Annotated in this window: 22 protein-coding genes and 1 pseudogene; 7 read left to right on the top strand and 16 right to left on the bottom strand. The window is 64.4% G+C overall.

The genetic code is table 11. The annotated features are described in order from the left end of the window. Window positions 1-7 precede the first annotated feature (7 nt). The 4 genes and pseudogenes from AAE027_RS13540 to AAE027_RS13525 form a co-directional block, all read right to left on the bottom strand. A pseudogene (locus AAE027_RS13540) lies at window positions 8-1047 on the bottom strand (ABC transporter substrate-binding protein). Window positions 1048-1069: 22 nt separating this feature from the next. After that, on the bottom strand, window positions 1070-2377 hold the full coding sequence (locus AAE027_RS13535) for an NAD(P)/FAD-dependent oxidoreductase (protein ID WP_479714219.1): 1308 nt from the start codon (window positions 2375-2377) through the stop codon (window positions 1070-1072). Window positions 2378-2393: 16 nt separating this feature from the next. After that, complete coding sequence (locus AAE027_RS13530; RefSeq protein WP_370988467.1) at window positions 2394-3110, bottom strand: HAD family hydrolase; 717 nt, start codon at window positions 3108-3110, stop codon at window positions 2394-2396. A gap of 32 nt (window positions 3111-3142) precedes the next feature. Next, entirely contained in the window at window positions 3143-4222 is a 1080-nt protein-coding gene (locus tag AAE027_RS13525; protein WP_370988466.1) for an ABC transporter ATP-binding protein, read from the bottom strand. A 213-nt stretch (window positions 4223-4435) separates the two neighbouring features. On the opposite strand from AAE027_RS13525, the gene AAE027_RS13520 reads away from it, so the two are divergent. Next, window positions 4436-5374 carry a LysR family transcriptional regulator gene (locus AAE027_RS13520; RefSeq protein WP_370988465.1) on the top strand — a complete coding sequence of 313 codons (939 nt, stop codon included), beginning with the start codon at window positions 4436-4438 and terminating at the stop codon, window positions 5372-5374. Window positions 5375-5506: 132 nt separating this feature from the next. Here the strand turns inward: AAE027_RS13520 and uxuA are convergent, their stop codons facing one another. The 6 genes from uxuA to AAE027_RS13490 all read right to left on the bottom strand — a co-directional run bounded on the left by uxuA (window position 5507) and on the right by AAE027_RS13490 (window position 11822). Then, window positions 5507-6697 (bottom strand): mannonate dehydratase, encoded by a 1191-nt coding sequence (uxuA, locus tag AAE027_RS13515; RefSeq protein ID WP_370988464.1) that lies wholly within the window; start codon window positions 6695-6697, stop codon window positions 5507-5509. A 112-nt stretch (window positions 6698-6809) separates the two neighbouring features. Continuing rightward, window positions 6810-7859, bottom strand: a complete 1050-nt coding sequence (locus tag AAE027_RS13510) for an L-idonate 5-dehydrogenase (RefSeq protein ID WP_370988463.1) — start codon at window positions 7857-7859, stop codon at window positions 6810-6812. After that, window positions 7856-9262, bottom strand: coding sequence for a TRAP transporter large permease (locus tag AAE027_RS13505; RefSeq protein ID WP_370988462.1), 1407 nt, complete (start codon window positions 9260-9262; stop codon window positions 7856-7858). The genes AAE027_RS13510 and AAE027_RS13505 overlap by 4 nt, the downstream gene beginning before the upstream one ends. A gap of 4 nt (window positions 9263-9266) precedes the next feature. Then, window positions 9267-9845 (bottom strand): TRAP transporter small permease, encoded by a 579-nt coding sequence (locus AAE027_RS13500; protein ID WP_370988461.1) that lies wholly within the window; start codon window positions 9843-9845, stop codon window positions 9267-9269. Window positions 9846-9961: 116 nt separating this feature from the next. Next, window positions 9962-10939 carry a sialic acid TRAP transporter substrate-binding protein SiaP gene (locus AAE027_RS13495; protein ID WP_164940153.1) on the bottom strand — a complete coding sequence of 326 codons (978 nt, stop codon included), beginning with the start codon at window positions 10937-10939 and terminating at the stop codon, window positions 9962-9964. 70 nt (window positions 10940-11009) lie between these two features. Then, complete coding sequence (locus AAE027_RS13490; RefSeq protein WP_370988460.1) at window positions 11010-11822, bottom strand: FadR/GntR family transcriptional regulator; 813 nt, start codon at window positions 11820-11822, stop codon at window positions 11010-11012. Between the two features lie 144 nt (window positions 11823-11966). On the opposite strand from AAE027_RS13490, the gene AAE027_RS13485 reads away from it, so the two are divergent. Continuing rightward, window positions 11967-13451 carry a mannitol dehydrogenase family protein gene (locus AAE027_RS13485; RefSeq protein WP_370988459.1) on the top strand — a complete coding sequence of 495 codons (1485 nt, stop codon included), beginning with the start codon at window positions 11967-11969 and terminating at the stop codon, window positions 13449-13451. Window positions 13452-13537: 86 nt separating this feature from the next. Beyond that, window positions 13538-13945: a nuclear transport factor 2 family protein gene (locus tag AAE027_RS13480; protein ID WP_370988489.1), complete on the top strand. Its 408-nt coding sequence runs from the start codon at window positions 13538-13540 to the stop codon at window positions 13943-13945. Window positions 13946-14011: 66 nt separating this feature from the next. On the opposite strand, the gene AAE027_RS13475 is transcribed toward AAE027_RS13480, so the two are convergent. Then, window positions 14012-14728 carry an HAD family hydrolase gene (locus AAE027_RS13475; protein ID WP_370988458.1) on the bottom strand — a complete coding sequence of 239 codons (717 nt, stop codon included), beginning with the start codon at window positions 14726-14728 and terminating at the stop codon, window positions 14012-14014. A gap of 142 nt (window positions 14729-14870) precedes the next feature. On the opposite strand from AAE027_RS13475, the gene AAE027_RS13470 reads away from it, so the two are divergent. From AAE027_RS13470 to AAE027_RS13460, 3 genes are all read left to right on the top strand, one after another. Next, window positions 14871-15719, top strand: coding sequence for an SDR family oxidoreductase (locus AAE027_RS13470; protein ID WP_370988457.1), 849 nt, complete (start codon window positions 14871-14873; stop codon window positions 15717-15719). 197 nt (window positions 15720-15916) lie between these two features. After that, on the top strand, window positions 15917-16057 hold the full coding sequence (locus tag AAE027_RS13465; protein WP_370988456.1) for a hypothetical protein: 141 nt from the start codon (window positions 15917-15919) through the stop codon (window positions 16055-16057). 172 nt (window positions 16058-16229) lie between these two features. Continuing rightward, the gene (locus tag AAE027_RS13460; RefSeq protein ID WP_128936219.1) at window positions 16230-16808 is read left to right on the top strand and encodes a MarR family winged helix-turn-helix transcriptional regulator; all 579 of its coding nucleotides are present in this window, start codon (window positions 16230-16232) and stop codon (window positions 16806-16808) included. Window positions 16809-16821: 13 nt separating this feature from the next. Here AAE027_RS13460 and AAE027_RS13455 read toward each other — a convergent pair whose 3' ends face one another. Further along, window positions 16822-17772: a hypothetical protein gene (locus AAE027_RS13455; protein WP_370988455.1), complete on the bottom strand. Its 951-nt coding sequence runs from the start codon at window positions 17770-17772 to the stop codon at window positions 16822-16824. A gap of 823 nt (window positions 17773-18595) precedes the next feature. On the opposite strand from AAE027_RS13455, the gene AAE027_RS13450 reads away from it, so the two are divergent. After that, on the top strand, window positions 18596-19366 hold the full coding sequence (locus AAE027_RS13450) for a response regulator transcription factor (RefSeq protein WP_164934354.1): 771 nt from the start codon (window positions 18596-18598) through the stop codon (window positions 19364-19366). Window positions 19367-19485: 119 nt separating this feature from the next. On the opposite strand, the gene AAE027_RS13445 is transcribed toward AAE027_RS13450, so the two are convergent. Genes AAE027_RS13445 through AAE027_RS13430 form a run of 4 tightly spaced genes read right to left on the bottom strand, consistent with a single transcriptional unit; the run spans window position 19486 to window position 21388 of the window. Beyond that, complete coding sequence (locus tag AAE027_RS13445; RefSeq protein WP_091879832.1) at window positions 19486-19944, bottom strand: hypothetical protein; 459 nt, start codon at window positions 19942-19944, stop codon at window positions 19486-19488. After that, window positions 19941-20450 carry a flagellar biosynthesis protein FlgN gene (locus tag AAE027_RS13440; RefSeq protein ID WP_370988454.1) on the bottom strand — a complete coding sequence of 170 codons (510 nt, stop codon included), beginning with the start codon at window positions 20448-20450 and terminating at the stop codon, window positions 19941-19943. Before AAE027_RS13440 ends, AAE027_RS13445 begins: the two co-directional genes overlap by 4 nt. A 42-nt stretch (window positions 20451-20492) precedes the next feature. Beyond that, window positions 20493-20972: a rod-binding protein gene (locus tag AAE027_RS13435; protein WP_370988453.1), complete on the bottom strand. Its 480-nt coding sequence runs from the start codon at window positions 20970-20972 to the stop codon at window positions 20493-20495. Next, the gene (locus AAE027_RS13430) at window positions 20969-21388 is read right to left on the bottom strand and encodes a hypothetical protein (RefSeq protein ID WP_370988452.1); all 420 of its coding nucleotides are present in this window, start codon (window positions 21386-21388) and stop codon (window positions 20969-20971) included. Before AAE027_RS13430 ends, AAE027_RS13435 begins: the two co-directional genes overlap by 4 nt. Window positions 21389-21392 lie beyond the last annotated feature (4 nt).

Genomic DNA, 21392 nt, shown 5'->3' with positions numbered 1-21392 from the left:
GCCTCACTCACTTCTGCATGAACGACGCCCAGCGCTTCTCGGCCGCTTCGCCCGCGGGCGAGGACCACCAGGCGTAGGACATCAGCGCCTGCTTGGCCGCATTGGCCGGCTCGCTCGGCAATTGCGCGGCGCGCTCGGGCTTGATCACGCTGGTCTCGAACGCCTTCGGATTACCGGGGCCGTAGTCGATGTGGAGCGGCAGGTTGGCCTGGTGCACGGGATCGACGGCCTCGTTGAGGAACTTCACCGCGGTAGCGAGATTCGGCGCGCCCTTGAGGATGCAGAGCGAAGTGCTCTGCAGGATGCCCTGGTTGTAGGTGAAGGCGCGCCTTCCTTGGCGACCGCGCTGACGCGGCCGTTCCAGGCCATCTCCATGTCCACTTCGCCGTCGTTGAGAAGCTGCGCCGACTGCGCGCCCGAGGTCCACCATACCGTGATGTGCGGCTTGATCTCTTCCAGCTTCTTGAAGGCGCGGTCGACGTCGAGCGGATAGAGCTTGTCGGGCGCGACGCCGTCCGCCATCAGCGCCGCCTCGAGCGTGGCGATCGGGTGGTTGCGCAGCGCCCGGCGGCCGGGGAATTTCTTGACGTCCCAAAAATCCGCCCAGCTGTTCGGCGCATCCTTCGGGAACGTCTTCTGGCTGTAGGCCAGCACGCTGGAATAGAATTCGTAAGACACCGAATAGGGACTGCGATAGGCCTCGGGCATCGCCGCTGCGTTCGGAATCTTGGAGAAGTCGAGCTTTTCGATCAGCCCCTGCTCGCCGCCGCGCAGGCAATAGCCGGTCGGAGTGTCGACGACATCCCAGATCGGCTTACCGCTGCCGACCTGGGTCTTGATCGCGGGCCAGGCGTCGGGAATGGAGTCCTGGTTGATAGTGATGCCGAGCTTCTTGGCGGAGGGATCGAGGATCGCCACCGTCTGGGCCTGCTGATAGGCACCGCCCTGCGAGACGAAGGTGATCTGCTCGGCGGCACCGGCAGCCGTGGTAAATCCGATTGCACCAAGCAATGCGCAGCCAAATCCAAACTTCTGCTTCGTCGTCATCCTCACCTCCTCCAAATAGATCTCACCGACCGATCGCATCGAGAAACTGGTACCAGCCGGCGACCATGCGCACGGCGGGCTCGCGCAGCGGATAGAACGGAATCGCCTTCATGCGCCTGATATCGAGCAGGCCGACCTCGGGCGTCTCGCCGCGCACGAAGGCGGCGAGATAGCGGCCCATCAGGCTCGACATTGCGACACCGGCGCCATTGTAGCCCATCGAGACCAACGTGCGGTCGTCGAGCCGGCCGATATGCGGCACCTGGTCCAGCGTCATCGCGACGAGGCCCGACCATTTGTAGGCGAGCGGGATATCGGCGAGATCCGGAAAAATGCCGACCATCGCCTTGCGCAACGCATCGAAGGCGGCTTGCGAGTCCTGCTTGCCGAAGGCGCCGCGGCCGCCGAAGATCACGCGATTGTCGACCATGCGGAACCAGCGCATCATGCGCTTGGTCTCGGTATAGGTGCGCCCCGTCGGCATCAGCTTTCCGGCAAGATTGCGCGGCAGCTTGTCGGTGGCAACGATGGCGCTGCGGAACGGGATCAGAGTACGCTGCATCTGCGCGGTGGCATCGGTCAGATCCGAATAGCTGTTGGTGGCGATGATGGCCTGCTTCGCGCGCACCGCGCCTTTCGGCGTCTCGGCGACGATCTCGCCGTTCTCCCGCCGGAGTTTGAGCACCGGCGACTCCTGGAAGATGGCAACGCCGCGGCGCGCGATGCCGTCGGCAAGCCCGCGCAGATAGTTCAGCGGATGAATGCCGCCCGAGCCGGGATTGAGCACGCCGCCGACAAAGATGTCGGAGCCGGTCTCCTCGCGCACGCCGCGCTTGTCGAGAATGCGGACCTCCGCATCACCCATCTCGCGCGTCATCCAATTGGCTTCGTCGATCGCGGCCCGGAGCGTCGTCTCGTTATGCGCCGCCTTGACCTGGCCGGTGCGAGTGAGGTTTGCGCTGGCGATGCCGAACTCGGAGACGAGCTCTTCGACCATGTCAGTCGATTCATGCGCGATCTCGTACATGCGCCGCGCCATGGCGCGGCCGTGCACGGCATCGATCTCGCGGAACGAGAGGCGGAATTTTGCGGTGATCACCCCGCCATTGCGGCCGCTCGCGCCCCAGCCGGGGCGGTTGGCCTCTAATACGACCGGCGCGAGCCCGCTTCTGGCGATGTGGTGCGCAGCGGAGAGGCCGGTGTAGCCCGCGCCGATGATCACCACATCTGCCTGCCGCTCGCCCGACAGGACCGGAAACTCGCGCGCCGGTTCGGCCGTGGCGGCCCACAGCGAGTTGGCTGACGGCAGCGCGCTCCAGTCCCGTGTCATGCCCGCGCTCATGGACTCAGTCCGCCGGGCCGATGGCGGCATCGGCGAGCGCCTTCAGCGTCGGATAATGGAAGTCCGGCTTGGTCAGCGTCTCCACCGCCGGCGTGCCGCCGAAGCCGGCGATGCCCTGGCGGCGCTCGATCCAACACACCTTGTAGCCGAGCTTCCGCGCGATCCCGATGTCGTGGTACTGGCTCTGCGCGACGTGCAGGATGTCGGACTGCTTGTAGCCGAAGGCGGACTGACGACCCTTGTTGTAGGCGAAGAATTCCGGGTTCGGCTTGGCCACGCCGGTCTCGTCGGCGCAGACCGTGTCGTCGAAGGGATTGCCGAGCGCATGCGCGTAACAGGAGAGCGCAACGCGGTCGGCATTGGTCATCGCGACCAGCCGGAATTTGGTGCGCAGGCGCTTGAGCGCCTCGACCGAGTCCGGGAACGGCCCCCAGCGCAGCACGGCGAGCTGGAACACGTCGCAGGACGCATCGTCGGCCGGCAGCCCGAGCTCGTTGGCGAGATGGCGGTAGACGTGGAACATCACCTCGCTCGAGCGCTCGTAATGCTTGTCACGACCGCGCTTGTAGGATTCGAAGATTTGGTCGTCGCTGAGCTCGGCTGGAGTCTTGCCGGAGATCCTGCGCACCGCGGCGAGCACGCCGGTCTCAAAATCGATCAAGGTGCCGACGACGTCGAAAGTGAGAACCTTGAAATTGCTGAACGCGGCTTGGGTCGACATGTTCGTTTCTTCTCTCAGGTTGCAACAAGGCTTCAGTCCACCCTGGGCACCACGATGGTGTCCTCGGGGTGAAGGGTGACGGTGAGACTGCCGCCGAGCGGCGGAATGCGGCTGTAGGCCTGATGGTAGCTCGGCTGGCGCAGGCTGAGCGCGATGCCGCCTTCCAGCGCCAGGAAGACACGCAGGCTCTCGCCCTGATAGACGATGTCGGTGACCGTGCCGGTCAGCCGGTTGCAGGCGGCATCCTGTACGCCGTCGTCGATCAGCAGTTTTTCGCTGTGCACGGCGAGCATCAGCGCATCGCCGTCCGGAATGGCGCGGGCGCTGCGCAGCAGCGCATTGCCGAGCGCGACGCAGGCCGCATCGACGCGGCGAACGGGCAGCATCGTCGCTTCCCCGATGAAACTCGCGACAAAGGAATTTGCGGGATGATCGTGCAACCGCTCGGGCACGTCGATCTGGATCAGCCTGCCGTCCTTCATCACGGCGACCCGATCGCTCATGGTCAGCGCCTCACGCTGGTCATGGGTGACGTAGATGATGGTAGCGCCGACGCGCTTGTGCAGCGCGCGCAGCTCGATCTGCATGGATTCGCGCAGCTGCTTGTCGAGCGCGGAGAGCGGCTCGTCCATCAGGATCAGCCGCGGCTCGAAGATCATGGCGCGGGCCAGCGCCACGCGCTGGCGCTGGCCGCCGGAGAGCTGCGCGATGCCGCGCGCCTCATAGCCGGCGAGGCCGACCATCGCGAGCGCTGCGCGCACCTTGTCGGGCCAGCTCGCTTTCGGCAGCCGGCGCGCGCGCAAGGGAAAGGCGACGTTCTCGCCGACGCTCATATGCGGGAACAGCGCGTAGTTCTGGAACACGACGCCGAGATCGCGCTTGTGCGGCGGCATCCAGGTGACGTCGCGGCCGCCGAAGAGAATTGTTCCGCTCGATGGCAGGATGAAGCCGCCCAAAATGCCGAGCAGTGTGGTCTTGCCGGAACCGGAGGGACCGAGCAGCGAGACGAACTCGCCCGCGCCGACATTGAGGGACACGTCATCGAGGGCGCGAACCGCGCCGTACGTCTTGCTCGCGGACCTGATCTCGACGCTTTCCGCTCGCTTGTCCAACGATCGACCCTCGCCACGTCCGTGTGATGGCGTGCCTCACTGCGCGCCATAAGCCTGCTTTATAGACAGGGATTCCGAGCACTCACGGACGAAGCGTGCACCGCACCAAATCTTCCTCCGCAAGCCCTGTCTTTTGGGCTGTCATGCCAATGACACCAGACTTGGCAAAACTCGGCAATTGCCAAATTCTCACGCGGCTCATAACATGACGTTATGCCCGAGCTGCGCCGCATGCTGCCGTCCAGCAACGCCCTGTTCGTCTTCGACGCGGCGGCGCGCAATGGCAGCTTCACCGCGGCGGCCGCAGAATTGAACGTCACGCAGCCGGCGGTGAGCCGGATGCTCGGCCAGCTCGAGGAGCATCTCGGCGTTCGCCTGTTCGATCGCACGGCCGGACGCGCGGTGCTCACCGAGGAAGGCGAACTCTTGTATCGCCGCGTGCTCGAAGGCTTCCGCAGCATCGAGAGCGGCCTCGTGGAAATCGAACGGCGGCGCAAGGGCACCGAGACGGTGACGCTGTCGGTCTCCTCCGCCTTCACCACGCATTGGCTGATGCCGCGCATCGACAAGCTCCAGAAGCAGTTTCCGCAGGTCGATCTCCGCTTCCAGCTGATCTCCGGCGCGCTGCGCGGGCCGGTGGACAATGTCGATCTCGGCATGCGCTTTCGCGATCGCGACGAGCCGTCGTCCGGCGGCACGCTGATCATGAAGGAAGTCATGCTGCCGATGTGCAGCCCCGGCTATCTCGGCGAGACCGATCCCGCTGAAGGCAACACCATCATCCGCCTTGCCGAGACGCCGGGCGACTGGGCCGCCGACTACGCATCGCTCCTCACCGGGCGCCGCGGCGCGGCCAAGGCGCTGAGCTTCACCGACTATGCCGTGGTGGTGCAGGCCGCGCTGCTCGGCCAGGGCATCGCGCTCGGCTGGCTGACCGTGGCCTCGCACTGGCTTCTCACCGGCGCGCTGGTGCCGGCCTCCGACACCCTCACCACCACGCGCCGCCTCTGCGAATTCCTGCCGCCGCGCAACCGGCCGATGCGCCCCATCGCTGTCGAGATCCGCGACTGGATCATCGCCCAGATGAAAAGCGAGATCGCCGCAATCGACCGGCTCTATCCGAAACTCGGCGCGATGGCGGCGTGCTATTGAGGACGCGTTGGGGTGAGGCACCACTCCCTCCACGTCATTGCGAGCGCAGCGAAGCAATCCAGAGTCTTTCCGCGGAGGGATTCTGGATTGCTTCGCTACGCTCGCAATGACGATGTGGATAGAGCTTTGGTCCTACCGATGCTCGATCGCCCTGATCGCGCCGCGGAGTTCGGCGAGGCCGCGCAGGCGGCCGATCGCGGTGTAGCCGGGATTGGTGCGCTTGGTGGCAGCGAGATCGTCGAGCATGCGGTGGCCGTGATCGGGACGGAACACGATTCTCTTGTCTCGGGAACGCCGCACGTTCTCCTTTAGCAGCGCCTTCAGCACTGCGACCATGTCGACGTCGCCGTCGAGATGATCGGACTCGTAGAACGACAGGCCATCGGCCTCGCGCTTGGTCGCGCGCAGATGGGCAAAGGCGACGCGAGGGCCGAAGCGTTCTGCCATTTCCGGCAGATTGTTCTCAGGCCGCACGCCGAGCGAACCCGTGCACAGGCAGATGCCGTTCGCCTTGGACGGTACGGCGTCGAACAGCGCCTGATAGTCCTCGGCGGTCGAGGCAACGCGCGGCAGGCCGAACAGCGGGCGCGGCGGATCATCCGGATGCAGCGTCAGCGATACGCCGAGCTGCTCGGCGACCGGCGCGACACGGCCCAGGAATTCGGCCAGATGCTCCCGCAGGATCGCCGGCGTGATGTCGCGATAGGTTTCGAGCCGGTCGCGGAATTGCGGGATGGTCATCGGCTCGGTGGTCGAGCCCGGCAGCGCGCTGGCAATGACCATCACGAGATAGTCGATATCGGCCTGGCTCATCTGGTCGAACAGCCGTTTCGCGCGGGCCTGCTGCTCCGGCGAATACTCCTGCACGGCCGCCGGCCGTTTGAGGATGTGCAGCTCGAAGGCGGCAAAGCGGTCCTGATCGAAGCGCATGGCGCGGGCGCCGTTCGGCAGCTCCCATTCCAGATCGGTGCGGCACCAGTCGACGACAGGCATGAAATTGTAGCAGATGATCTTGATGCCGGCGCTAGCGACAGCCTCCAGACTTGCGATCCACGCCTCGATCGACTTCGTCGCCTTGCCCCCGAGCCGCTTGACGTCGTCGGGGATTGGAATCGATTCCACCACCGACCAGGTCAGTTGCGAGCGGCCGGGCTGGCCGTTCTCGATGAAATTCTTGCGCTCCTCGACCGCCTTGCGCGTCCAGGCTTCCCCGATCGGCACCTGATGCAGCGCGGAGACGATGTCCGTCGCCCCGGCCTGCCTGACATCGTCGAGCGACACGGGATCATCCGGCCCGTACCAGCGCCATCCCTCCAGCATCATGCGTTCTCCTAAAGCGTTTTCGAGCGAAGTGGATACCGGTTCGCGTGAAGAAAACGCGTCAAAACAAGAATCTGGAGTCCCGTTCCGATTAGATCGGAACGGGACTCTAAGATCAGTTCGCGGTCAGCACGACCTTGACGCTCTGCGAGCGGTCGAGTGCCAGCCTGAGCGCATCGGGCGCGGTCGACAGCGGCCGTTCGGCGGTGACCAGCGACAGCACATCGACACTGCCGGCCGCGATCAGTTCCACCGCCGTCATGAACTCGAAGCCAAAGCGGAACGAGCCGCGCAGGTCGATCTCCTTCGCCATCACCGCGTTCGACGGCGTCGGAATCTGCCCGCCCGGCAGATTGCCGATCTGCACCACGACGCCGCCGCGCCGCACGATGCCGATCGCGCTCGCAAGCCCCGCGGCCGTGCCGGAGACCTCGAACGCGACGTCATAGGGTCGCGAAGCGGCCTGCGCCTTCAGACCCTCCTCCCCGCCCGAGACGTTCTCGACATGCGAGGCGCCGAGCCGGCTTGCGAAAGCCAGCGGCGCCGGCGCGATGTCGGCCACCGTGACATCAGTCATGCCGGCGCGGTGTGCGGCGAGCATGGTCAGAAGCCCGATCGGGCCGGCGCCGAAGATGATGCCGCGCTTGCCCTCGATGTTGCCGGCGCGCGCGACCGCATGCAGGCAGACCGCGAGCGGCTCGGCCAGCGCCGCAGCCTGATAGGACACGTGATCCGGGATCTTCACGCACTGCGCCGGGATCGCATCGAAGTAATTGGCGAAGCCGCCCTGCATGTGCGGCGTCTTCGAGGCCGAGCCCATGAAGTAGATGTTCTCGCAGAGGTTCGGCCGGCCTTCGCGGCAGGCGACGCAATGGCCGCACCAGCGCGACGGATTGACGGCGACGCGGTCACCGACCTTCAGGTTCGCCGCGGGACCTGCGATCTCCACGACCTCACCGGAGATCTCGTGGCCCAGCACCAGCGGCGACTTCACCACGAAATCGCCGGTGCGGGCGTGACGGAAATAATGCATGTCCGAACCGCAGATGCCGCCGGCGCCGAAGCGGATGCGCACCATGCCGTCACTGAGCTTGTCGAGCGGATGCTCGATCATGCGCAGGTCTTCGGGCCCGAACAGGGTTGCGGCGAGAGCAGTGGAGGTCATTTGGAGAGTCCCATGTATTTTGGCAGCCAGAGGGTCAGGTCGGGAATGTAGGTGATCGCGATCAGCGCGAGCATCAGCGGCACCAGCCAGGGCAGGATCGCCACCGTCGTGCGCTCGACCGAGAGCTTTGCCACGCGAGCAAGCACGAACAGCACCATGCCGAGCGGCGGATGCAACAGGCCGATCATCAGGTTCAGCGTCATGATCAGGCCGAAATGAATGGGATCGATGCCGAGCTTGAGCACGATCGGCAGCAGGATCGGCACCAAAATGGTGATCGCCGCCGTGGTGTCGATGAAGCAGCCGACGAACAGGATCAGGACGTTGGCGAGTGCCAGGAACACCCATTTGTTGTGGGTGACGCTGAGCATCCAGTCCGACAACGTCTGCGCGGCCTGTGACACCGTCAGCAGCCAGGCGAAGATCGAGGCTGCCGTGACGATGAACAGCACCGAGGCCGTGGTCTCGATGGTGTCGAAGGTCGCCTTCGCCACCGTTTGCAGCGTCATGGTGCGGTAGCGGATGAGGCCGAGGAACAGCGACCAGATCACGGCGGCGACCGCGGCTTCCGTCGGCGTGAACCAGCCGAGCGTCATGCCGCCGATCAGGATCACCGGCGCCATCAGCGCCATCACCGCCGAGAAGTCGAAATACCAGTCGATCACGAGCAGCGTGCCAAGACCGATGACCACGGCCAAGTTGACCGAAAGACCGGCCAGCACCATCAGCCAGATCGCGAGGGGGAACGAGAGCACGATGACGATCTCGAGCCCGGCCGAGCCGAGCTGCGGCCAGGAGAACGGCGTATCGCTGCCCCATTTGTTCTTGTGCGCGAAATAGGTGACGGTGGCCATCATGAACAGGGTCAGGACGATGCCGGGAATGACGCCGCCGAGAAACAGCGCGCCGATCGAGACGTTCGCCATCATGCCGTAGATCACGAAGGGCAGCGACGGCGGGATGATCGGCCCGAGCGTCGCCGAGGCTGCGGTGACGCCGACCGAGAACTCGGTGGAATAGCCGTGGTCCTTCATCGCCTTGATCTCGATCGTGCCGAGACCGGCGGCGTCCGCGATCGCGGTGCCGGACATGCCGGAGAAGATCACCGAGCCGATGATGTTGACATGACCGAGGCCGCCGCGCATCCACCCGACCAGCGCGACGGCGAATTTGTAAATGCGCCCGGTGACGCCGGCAATGTTCATGAGGTTGCCGGCCAGGATGAAGAACGGCACGGCAAGCAGCGGAAAGCTCTCGACGCCGGCGATCATGCGCTGCGCCAGCGTGACGTCGGGCGTCACGCCGCTGACCAGGATGTAGAGCAGCGACGACGCGGCCATGGCAATCGCCACGGGAACGCCGAGCAGCATCAGGATGAGAAAGCCTCCGAGCAACAGCAGCATGATGTTATATCTCCGATCCGTCGTAGGCACCGGGACGTTCGAGGACCGAATAACCCTGCCGCCAGTGTTGCAGCGCCGCCTGCACCGCGCGAAGGAACATCAGCACGAAACCGAGCAGCACGGCGTAATAGACATAGTTCTTGGGGAAGTTGATCGTGGTCATCTGCTCGTCGCCGATGATCTGGATGTAGACCCAGACCAGCTTGGTGGCGTAGCCGAAGAAGGTGATCCGGATCAGGTCGATCAGCGTCGACAGCGCACGGCCCACGGGCCGTGGCAGATAGCGATAGACGAGATCGACCTGGATGTGCCGCGACAGCCGCACGCACATCGCGGCGCCGATGAAGACCACGCCGATCAGGCAGTAGGTCGCGATCTCCTCGGTCCAGGCGTAGCTGTCGTTGAGCACATAGCGGGTGAAGAACTGGAGGAAGACGGCGAGCGCCATCACCCAGAAGATCGCCAGCGCCACCCAATCCTCGAACGCGTAGATGCCGAGATCGACCTTCGGCGTCGCCTCCTCCTCGAAGGTGTGGGCGATCTCGTCCGCGGTGATCTGCCGGTGTATTTCGGCGGTCGACATGGGGTTGCTCCTCAAACGTCTCAATCGTCATTCCGGGCGGCTCGAAGAGCCGAACCCGGAATCTCGAGGTTTCCGGATTCGACGCTTACGCGTCGCTCCGGAACGACGGGCATCGGTTACTTGACCGCCTGAATCCGCTCCCAGTCGGCCTTGCGATAACCAAAGGTCTCGAACGCGACGTTCTTCAGCACGGTGTCGCGGAACTCGTTCTTGTCGACCTCGGTCACGCTCAAGCCCTTCTCCTTGAAGAAGGCGACCAGCTTGGCCTCGTTCTGCTTGATCTCTCCGGTGGCCTTGGCGGCGGCTTCCTGCGCCACGTCGGTGAAGATCTTCTTGTCCTCGTCGGAGAGCTTCTTCCACAGCGCGCCGGCCACCACCGTATTGAGGTGATCGACGATATGGCCAGTCAGCACGATGTGCTTCTGCACCTCGTAGAACTTCTTGGCCTCGATCGTGGTCAGCGGATTCTCCTGCGCCTCGACGGTGCCGTTCTGGAGCGCGAGATAGACTTCGGCGAACGCGATCGGCGCGGTGTTGGCGCCGCAGGCGCGCGGCATTGCCAGATAGGCCGGCACGTCGGGCACGCGAATCTTCAGGCCCTTCATGTCGGCGCAGGTTTTGATCGGCTTGTTCGACGAGGTCTGGCGCACGCCGTAATAGGTCACCGCGACGATGTGGTGGCCGCTCTTGTCCTCATAGCCCTTGGCGAGCTCCTTGAAGATGTCGCTCTTGGTATAGGCGAGAAGATGATCGGCGTCGCGGAAGGTGTAGGGATAGTAGGTCACGCCGATCGGCGGGAAGCTCTTGGCCGCGAAGCTCGAGCCGGAGATGATGATGTCGACCGAGCCGAGCGACAGGCCCTGGTTGATGTCGGCCTCCTTGCCGAGCTGGGAGGCCGGATAGACCTCGATCTGATAGCGCCCGTTGGTGCGCTTGCCGATCTCCTGCGCGGCCCAGACCGAGGCGGTGTGGAACGGCTCCGACGTCTCGTAAACATGAGCCCATTTGAGCTTGGTCTGCGCCATGCCTGCATTGGTCGCAGCCAGCAGCGCGGCGGCGGAGATCGCCGCAGCAATCGTCATCTTCTTCAACATCGACTTTTCCTCCATCGTTCAAGTCTGCTTCTTGTTCGCCCGCGCCGACAAGGATGCGGGCCGCCCAATCTCATCGCCGCCGCGCGTGGCTGCTCGCAGCCCGCTTCTTCGGCGCATGTTTCGGTTTTGACGGTTTTGCCGCAGGTCGCACCGTGCTGCCGCGTCCGGACGACGATCCCGCCGCGTTCTCGGCGCCAAAATTCTGCGCAAAGCGTTCCTGGGAGCGCGCCAGATGAACGCGCATGGCATCGCGCGCGGCGTCCGGATCATGCGCCACGATCGCGTCGCGCACGGCGCGATGCTCGTCGAGCGCCGTGCGCCACGTGCCCGGGCTCTCGAAATAATGCGCAAGTTGCGCGAAATAGGGATTGAGGCGTTGGTCGAACAGTTCGCCGACCACGCGCACCAGAACGGCGTTGCCAAGACTGCCGGCGATCGCGACGTGAAATGCGCGGTCGTGGACCATCGAGGCTTCGCCGGGATGCTCGACATTCTCCATCGCGACAAGGGACGCATCGATGCGGGCGATGTCGTCCTTGGTCGCCACGCGTGCGGCCTGTTCGGCGATGGCACTTTCCAGGAATTCGCGGGCGCGCAGCAGCTCGAACGGGCCTTCGATGACGGATGCGGGTGCCGGTGTCGCAACGGCGGCGGGCTCGATCACGTAGATGCCGGAACCGACGCGGATGCGGAGGCGGCCTTCGACCTCGAGCGCGATCAGGGCTTCGCGGACCGTCGGCCGCGACACCTTGAGCTGCTCGGCGAGCTCGCGCTCGGTCGGCAAGCGGCTGCCGACCGCGTACTCGCCGCTGTCGATCAGGCTTCGCAATTGATCGGCGACTTGGCGATAGAGCCGTCTCGCCTCCACAGCTTCCAGCGGCACGCTGGTCCTCCCGAAAGGATCGCGCGACGCACCTCAAGCACCCGCGACCGGCCAATTTTGGAAAATTGGTCTTACCAATTGACCGGAGCATTGACCGAGGACAGGCGCCATGTCAAGCAGCGGCAAAGCAAAGGGGAGACGTCCATGCGCCTTAATTCGACGCGCCTTGGCCGCGCCAATCTCGACGGGCTGCCACCTCGCATCCGCCACCCGGCCTATGACCGCTCGCGCGTCACGCCCGGAATCGTGCATCTTGGTCTCGGCGCATTTCATCGCGCGCATCAGGCCGTCGTCATCGACGATTGCCTTGCGGCAGGCAGCGCGTCCTGGGGCATCGTCGGCGCGAGCCTGCGCAGCCCGGATACGCGCGATGCCCTCGCCCCACAGGACCACCTCTACACCGTTGCCATCCGTTCGGCCGAAGGCACCGAGCACCGCGTCGTCGGCGCGCTGCTCGACAGTGTCGTCGCGCGCGAAAATCCTTCGCGGCTGGTCGGGCGGATGGGCGATCCCGCCACTCGCATCGTCTCCCTGACCGTCACCGAGAAGGGCTATTGCCACACGCCGCAGACCGGCGACCTCGACGAACGGCATCCCGACATCGTGCACGATCTCAATAATTTCGACGCGCCGCGCTCGGCGCCCGGCTTCATCGTGGCTGCGCTGGCGCGCCGCCACGCACAGGGCCTTCCGCCCTTCACCGTGCTGTGCTGCGACAACCTCGCCGCCAACGGCCACACCGTGCAGCGGATCGTGACGCAGTTCGCCGCGCTGCGCTCGAAGGAGCTCGGCAAGTGGATCGCGGATGCGGTCGCTTTCCCCTCGACCATGGTCGACCGCATCGTGCCGGAAACCACGGATGCCGACCGGGAAGCGGTGTCATCCGCGCTGGGCTTTCACGACGCCTGGCCTGTGATGACCGAGCCGTTTACGCAATGGGTGGTCGAGGACCGCTTCACGGCGGGCCGGCCCGATCTCGCCGCCGCGGGCGTCGAGCTCGTCAGCGACGTCAAGCCGTTCGAGCTGATGAAGCTGCGGCTGCTCAACGCCAGCCATTCGGCACTGGCCTATCTCGGCTATCTCTCGGGCTACGAGACCATCGCCGACACCATGCAGGACCCGCATTTCGCGCGCCTCGCCGCGCAGGTGATGGAAGAAGCCGCGGTGACGCTGACAATGCCTTCAGGTACCGACCTTGCCGCCTATCGCGCCTCGCTGCTCAAGCGCTTCGCCAATCCTGCACTTCACCACCGCACCTGGCAGATCGCGATGGACGGCTCGCAAAAGCTGCCGCAGCGCCTGCTCGGCGCGATGCAGGATCGCCTGCGCCAGGATTTGCCGATCGCAACCCATGCGCTCGCAGTGGCCGGCTGGATGCGCTACGTCACCGGCCTCGACGAGCAGGGCCGCGCCATCGACGTGCGCGATCCCCTTGCCGCCGAGTTTGCAGCGCTGGCGCGCGAGGCGGGTCCCGTCGCCGAACGGCTCGCACCCGCATTGCTCGCCGTCGCGAAGGTGTTCGGGCCGCTTGGCGCCGAGCCGCGCCTGCGCGAGGCGGTGACCGCGGCGCTCGGCCGTCTCTATAAGGATGGCGCACGGCGGGCGGTGGCGACGCACGCCTCGGCGTGACTGGCGAAACCGGTCATGCTGCACTGCGGTCAAAATTGACGGAAGTCGCGCTTGATTTTTGCCTGTCCTTGGCCCACCCGAGAGCCATGGCAAAGGACAGCAAGGTCATCGCCGCGAACGCGGCCTTCTACGCCGCCTTTTCGACCGGCAATTTCGACGAAATGGAGCGGATGTGGGCTGATGATGACGCCATTTCCTGCATCCATCCCGGCTGGCCAGCCATTATCGGGCGGGCCACCGTGATCGGAAGCTGGCGCGACATCCTGCAGAACCCGGAGCGGCCGATGATCGTCTGCGCCGAGCCGCAGGCGATCATCGACGGCGACAGCGCGCGGGTGCTCTGCATCGAGATCGTCGACGGCACCGCCTTGGCCGCGTCGAACCATTTCCGCCGCGTCGGCGACGGCTGGCGCCTGGTGCATCACCAGTCGAGCCCGATCGCGCAGATTGTCGAGCAGGCTGAAGAGGATAGCCCGAGCCACCGGGTCCACTGAAGACGGCGATCACGCCGGCGTGATCTACTGTGCATGGGGTTGTTTTGCGACTTTTTGTTTGGCGCCTCATCCAAGCCCCGACAAATCGTCCAGCACCACCCGCGCATCGCTGAAATCATCGTCCCCGAAGAACATGCTGCGCGTGATCAGAACCGGTATGCCGGCACGTGAGGCCGCGATCAGGCCATTGGCGGAATCTTCGATCGCAACGCAGTCGTGCGCAGTCAGCTTCAGTCGCGCCAGGACCTCGAGATAGACGTCCGGCGCAGGCTTCTTATGCCGCACGTCGTCGCCGGCAACGATCGCGTCGAAATCCCCGGCCCAGCCCGTCCCCAGCGCCTGCGAGAGCAGCGCATCGATATTGCCGTGCGAAGTGGTGGTCGCGATCGCGAGCCGCTGGCCGCGCTCCCTCGCCGCGGCGAGCAGCTCCGCCACGCCGGGCCGTAAGGGGCAGCAGCCGGCCTCGACCAGCTCGGCATAGTGGGCGGTCTTGATGCGGTGAAGCTCCGCGATGTCCGCGTCCGCCAATGGCTGGGCGATCCGTAGTCTTGCGTGGTAGGCGCGCATGCGTTCCTTGCCCCCAGTCACCCGCAGCAGGTCTTTGTAGACGGCTCGGTCCCACTCCCAACCGAGCCCGTGGCACGAGAAGGCATGATTGAAGGCCTGCCGATGCAGCTCCTCGGTTTCGGCCAGCGTGCCGTCGACATCGAAGATCAGCGCGGCGGCGCGCCGGATCAGCTCGATGGCATCGCATGCTACTGCGGCGGATGCTTCTGCCTGCATGATCTCTCCTAACGCCCGGGTGACCATCGCCCGAGGCCGCAGGTGAGACAAATCGCAATATCTTTTGCCGGCCCCAAAAATCTCTTATGAGCGGGGACGCGCGCAGCGGCGCGACGGGAACTCCGACCAGCACGGCAGACGCATGCGGCTCTTCATTCTTGGCTTCGGCTATAGCGCCAGGCACTTCGTCCGCAGGTTCGGCGGCGCCTTCTCGCACGTCGCCGGCACCGTGCGTGATCCCACCCAGCGGCATGATCTCGCCGGCATCGAGGTGCATCCCTTTTCCGGGCGTGATCCGGATCGCACCACGGCTGAACGCATCAGCGACGCCGACGTCCTTCTCGTCTCGATCCCGCCCGGCGGTGCCGGCGATCCCGCGTTGGCGGCGTTCGGCAACGTGCTGCCGGCGGGCCGCCGCAAGGTCGTCTATCTCTCGACCATCGGCGTGTATGGCGATCACGGCGGCGGATGGGTCGACGAGAGCACGTCGCCGCAGGCTGCGCTCGAGCGCACGCAAATGCGGATCGCAGCGGAGCAAGCCTGGACGGATGCGTCAGGCGGCGACGTCGCGATCCTGCGACTTGCCGGCATCTACGGTCCCGGCCGCAACGCGCTCGTGACGCTACGGGCAGGAACGGCCCGGCGCATCATCAAGCCGGGACAGGTCTTCAACCGCATCCACGTCGACGACATCGCGACCGCGATCATGGCCGCGATTCATCACCAGGGCGAAGGGACGTGGAACGTGTGCGACGACGAGCCCGCGCCGCCGCAGGACGTGATCGCCTACGCCGCGCAGCTGATGGGCGTTGCTCCGCCGAAGGAAGAAGCGTTCGCGACCGCCGAGATGTCGGCGATGGCCCGCAGCTTCTATGCCAGCAGCGCCCGGGTCTCCAACGCGAAACTGAAGCGCGAGCTCGACGTCACGCTCGCCTGTCCGACCTATCGGCACGGCCTCGATGCGCTGTGGCGCGCCGGCGAAGGACGATAGGGCTCCTGAGCGACGGGAATCCCGTATCGGCTCGCCAGGCTTTTCCGGATCTGATCGTGTGCCGGATTTAACTGCTTGGACGCGTTGCGGCGCAATATCCATTAACCGAAAACTGCGGTTCTTCCGCCGCAGTCCATCCGGGAGAGGCCGCCAACGATCCGCGCGCCCGCGCAAATCGACGCGCTCCGTTGCAACAAATGGGCGTCATCATGGCCGGAGCGACACATCATGTTGCTCAGTCATCGCACATCACCGTCAATCCGGGCGCGAGCCGTCGTGATTTGATTGAAATTTTCAGAGAAGTTGAGCCGAGCGATTTACTCGAACTTTCTTTGTGACGCCCTAGTTCCACGGCCGGAAGTTCCATCTCCGGAAACCGGAGAAGGGTCTTCCCTGGCGCGAACTGCCGTCCGGCCAGGACGAAGGAGCGCGTGAGCTTCATTCTCGTCCACCCAGATTGCGCTTACTCAGGGCTCAATTGAATAAAGCTTTATCCGACCTGGAATTGAAATGAATTTGGCTCGCGAATCGATTGAACTGTTGGAGCAGGTCGCGCGAATCCTGTGGTTCGAAGGGACCAAGCACGGATTGCGCGACCGCGAGTGGATGGCGCTGCGCTTCCTCTCTCGCGCCAACCCGTTCTCCCGGACGCCTTCGGCGCTGGCGAGTTACGTCGGCACCACGCGCGGCACCGCCTCATTCATCATCGGCGAGCTGGAGCGGCTCGGCTATCTCGAGCGGAAGCGCTCGGCCAAGGACAAGCGCTCGGTGATGCTGAGCGTGACGCAGCAGGGCAAGAAGTTCCTGGTGCGCGACCCGGTCACCGTTCTCGTCGAGGCGATTGCCGTCCTCGACGACGACGTCAAGATCCGCTTTCGCGACACGTTGCGGCACGTGCTGGATCAGTCGGACGCAGCCGAGCAGCGGCACCACACCGACATTTGCAGGCGATGCATCTTCCTCCGGGAAGATCGCACTGCCACGGACAGCAAGACGACGGTGGAGTTCAGCTGTCGCCTGTTTCGCGCACCGATCGCGGAGGCGGAAGTCGATCTGCTATGCACCAGCTTCGAGCATCACCGCCAATAGAAGACTCCATCGATCAGGGCGTTGCCTTGCGCGACGAATAGACGACGCCTCCGCTGGACTCCACCACCAGACGCCCGTTCTCGTTCCTGATGTCTTCGATACGGCCGAGCCCGGGTACCTGCTGTCCCAGCACGGCCTCGATGACGCCGTTCGGGCTTTGCAGGATCGCAATTCCCTCATAGGCTTGGCGGACCGACCAGCCCTTGATCACCTTGCGCGGCGCCGACGGAGCAAGCGAGCCCGTGACCTCGGGCGCAGCGGCCGAGGCCACCATCGGCATTGCCTGCGATGACGGCGGCTGCGATGCCACAGTTGCCGGCGCCTGGGCCTGTACCTGCGCCTGTCCTTGAGCGAGCTTGTCGAGCTTCACTGTGGAGGACGAGCTCACCCGCTCGATGCGGTCGAGGTTCTCGGCAAACCTGCCGAAGCGGTCATTGGTCGCCTTGCTGGATTGATCGACCGCGGTACGCAGGCCGTCGAGATTTTCGGACACGCCCGACACCTGCTTGCGCAGTTGCGCGACCGTCTCGCGCAGATTCCTGATCTCCGTATTGGCCGCGACGTTGTTCTGGACGGGCTGCGTGGTGGTGAGATAGGCGATCACGCCGGTGCAGGCGCAGACCACCAGAATGGCGGCGACCGCCAATGTTGCGAGCGGCGCGACCCATGTCGGGCGCGGCGGCGGCGGCTTGGCCACGATCACGGCCGGCTTGATCACGGTCGGGGCCGGTTTCGGTATCGCCATCTTGTCGAGGCGCGCCTTGGCACGAATACGCTTCAGCCCCTCGAGCGCTTCTTTCGCCAGAGCTTCATCGCTCGCCGCAGCCGAGGCACGCTTTGCGTTCGCTGCCGGCTTGGTCGCTCGTGCCGCATTGTCCTTTGTATCGCGCGCCTCTGGCGCCGGCTTCGCCGCCGCGGAAACATCAGCGCTCGCGTTGGGACGAGCTTGTCCATCGGACAACATTTTGGAAATGCTCCGTTCGGTTCGATCTGTCGAACGGCAACGTTATGTGTCGAAGCTTGCCTGAACCGTGCGCACCGAAAAACGTTTCATGGCGCGCGATGCGACGTCAGATGAGTCGAAGACGTCATGCACGTGGCAAGAGTGCGACTCGAAAGACACACCCTCGCCAAGATTTCGCCAAGCTGGAGTCTCGCCGCTGTACATGAGTCGAATTGTCGCATGTGGAAACAGGGTGGCGGGGGTCAATCCCGGGTTGAAAACCCCTCAATTTGCCTGACGAGCAACATCACCCAAAACGGCTGTAATTATACGGGGATGCGGAACTTTAGGAATGCCACGGTGCAAAACTAGTTCAATAACCAAATCAACTGATGCGTTTGAATATATCAAGAAACAACTCGAAACGAACCAACAGCATCAAGCACACGTAGCAATCGCTTTGTGGCGCACGCTTGATCGGAAATGGGCAATCGTTACGGTCCTAGTCAAGTGATTCTCGCCAGTTGGCGAGGAGATCGACACAGTTCAGTAGTGTTCGGACGCGATGAGCAACTTGGCGCAACTGTTCTAGGTCGTTTCTCAATCCGCTCCGCGAGGTGATCCGTAAGACACCCGCCGGGCCTCACGCAGTAAGCGTTCAGTATCGAGTCGAAGTAGCAGGCCTGCGAGACGCAGGCACTGAATGCGTAGGGCTGCCCGCGAACATCGGAACCATAACAACGATACGCGGGAAGGAATGTCGTCAAACAGCATCGTTGCCGAGCCGGGGCATCACAATAACCAACCGGGCGCGCAACAAGTGCGAAACAGGGGCGAAAGACTGATGTATATTATCGTTGATGATCGCGAGAGCGTCGCGAACAGCTACGTCGGAGGGCTCGTTCGCGAAGGTGTATCGTCGATCGGCTTCTCCTCCGGAGAATTCTGGGACTGGCTGCAATCTGCGAGTGAATCGGATCTGGCGGCGGTGGACGCCTTCCTGCTCGGGGACTGCGATGCCCGCGGAAGCCTGCCGCGGGCGATGCGCAAGCGCTCCTCGGCTCCCATCATCGCCATGAGCGGCCAGAAGATGCTCAAGAACACGCTGGAGCTGTTCGAGTCCGGCGTCGACGACGTCGTGCACGTGCCGATCCACCTGCGCGAAATCCTCGCCCGAACGGCGGCGATCGCGCGCCGCCGGGTAGGCGAGCTGCCAAGGCCCTGCGAGACCAGGATCCAGGTCTTCTTCAACGGTCGTGACCCCGAGATCGCGGGCCACGCCCTCACCCTGCCCCGCCGCGAACTGCGCATTCTCGAATATATGGTGAGCAACCACGGCAAGTGGATCACCAAGACGCAGATCTTCAACGCGGTCTATGGCATCTTCGAGTCGACCTTCGACGAGAGCGTGATCGAGAGCCACGTCAGCAAGCTGCGCAAGAAGCTCCGCGACCGCCTCGGCTTCGACGCGATCGTGGCCCGGCGCTACGTCGGGTATCGCCTCAACATCCCGGCCGGCGAGACGATCGACGTACCGATGCAGGAGCTCGACGAGGTCGGCATCCTCCTGAACAGGGCGCACGCCGCCCCGGCAGCGTATTCGGCAGGTAACTAGCGCGGCAAGACAGCGATACGAAGGCGGCCTTCGCGGAGATATCCCCGCGGAGGCCGGAGTGTTCTGAAAGCTGACGGAAGCGGCAGGAATGCCGCCGAAGCACAGCAGCGAAGAGCGAACTAGGGCTTCTGCTGGAATTCTTCCTTCGAAACGTAGTTGAAGTCCTCAACCAGGACGTCCTGGACCACGTCGGCCTGCATCCGCTCGTTGACGCGCTGCTTGATGGCCGTCGTGAGGACCGAGAGGTCGTAGCGGGCGAGCTTCCTGAAATCGAGCCGGTCGTCGGCATAGATCCTGCGGAAGGCCTCGTCGACGACGAACGGCTCCGGCGGAACGCTGAGCTGGTGCATGGTCCGCGCCTCAACCGTGTAGACGAAGCGCGCGACGATGTAGCCCTGCACGTTGCCGTTCTCGACCATGGGCACGCTCAGCGCCCGCGTCTTCTGATATTGCAGCCCATCGAGATATTCGTCTTTCGCCGGCAGCAGGCTGCCGTTTTCCTTCCAATAGGCCACGGCGTAGCTCGTGCCTGCAGTGAGGATGCATACCCAGAGCCCGGCCAGCACCAGTCTGATCATTTTCCATCCTGTGTTGCGCGGCCGGTATAGGTGCCGTCCGACTCGGCATCCTTGATCGCCTTGACGATGACGGTCGCGACCTCGCGCACCGCGTCGTAGTGCATTTCGAGGACGGAGCGATTCCGCTCCAGCTTCTCGCGCAACCGCTGGATCTCCTCGGTGATCTCGATCTCGTTGCCGAGATGCATCCGTGCCCGCATCAGGCGGACGAATTCGAGCATGCTCCGGCTCTTGCGGGCGCTGAAATCGTCGAAATCGATCTTCTTCCCGGCCGCAAGTGCAGCCGTCTCCTCCTCGACGATGCTTTCGAGCCGGCGGATCGCCGCCAGGAGGCCGCGCATCTCGTCGGGTCTCGCCGCGTCAGTGCCCTCGATCACCGCCTCGCCGCCGGGATTCGGCAGGAGCACGGGCAGCAGCGCATCGCCTGCTGCTGCTTCCGTCGTCGCCTCGATGTCCGCGACCGGCTGTTCGATCACCAGGGCCGCCGCGCCTTGTTGTGCCTGCATAGGAAATTCACCCTTCAACTTCTGTCACCCATTCCCGGATCGTCATCCGGCCTTCCCCGTAACGTCCGGTCCTGCCGGATGCGCGGCAGCGAGCTGCCTGGCGATGCCAATGCCCTTGCCCTTGGCCAGCTGGCTACCGAGCTGCTCCGCCAGCATCGACTTCCAGACGCCGCCGGCCGTGCCCTTGCCGAAGACCTCCTCCGACTCCTTCGGCAACATCGTCTCAACGAAGGTCTGGAGGATGAAGGCCTCGAACTTCCGGTACACCTCGCCGGAGGCCGGCGCCTTGATCACCTGCACCGGAGCGCCGTTCACTGCACCCGACTGTGCTTCGGAAATCTTCGTCGCGGATTGATCGGCAGCAGCCGCCTTGGCCTTGCCGACCTCCGCCTCCATCGTGGCGGCGAAATCGGCGTCCGATGACTTCAGCGCATCGAGCTTCGAGGTGGCCGCGCGCTGCGCCACGGGGTCGGCGGCTTCGAGGACGTCGAGAACGAGGTCGGGTGTCGCTGTCACGATCATGTCTTGTTCCGGCTGGCTGGCCACGGCGTCCACTCGCGCACGGCTGGGCTTGTGCCCGTCATTTCCTCGAGCGATTGCTTCTCCGCGTCGCGAAGCTTGTCGGCGAGCGCCGCTTTCGCAACCTGCTCGAGCTGTTTCACACGGCGGCTCTCCGAGCGAACCAGGTCGAGCTGCTGCGATGCCTGCGCCTGAACCGCGCGGGCGCCGACGCTCGTCCTGTTGAGGCGTCGCGCGATCGATTCGCTTGATGATCCCGCCGGCGGCTTCCCTTCGTTCAGGGCCCCGACCAGCCATTCCTGCTCGTCCTGCAGGCTGCGCTCCTGCTGGCGCAATTGCGCAAGCTGCCATTCGGACAGCCGGAGCTGGAGCTTCAGCAGCGAGACCATCCGACCGAGCTTGTCCGCGCGCGACGTCATGACC

Source organism: Bradyrhizobium sp. DN3 (assembly GCF_041357655.1).
GTDB lineage: Bacteria > Pseudomonadota > Alphaproteobacteria > Rhizobiales > Xanthobacteraceae > Bradyrhizobium.
The sequence above is the reverse complement of the archived record's forward strand: the minus strand, read 5'-3'. Positions and strand labels throughout refer to the sequence as shown.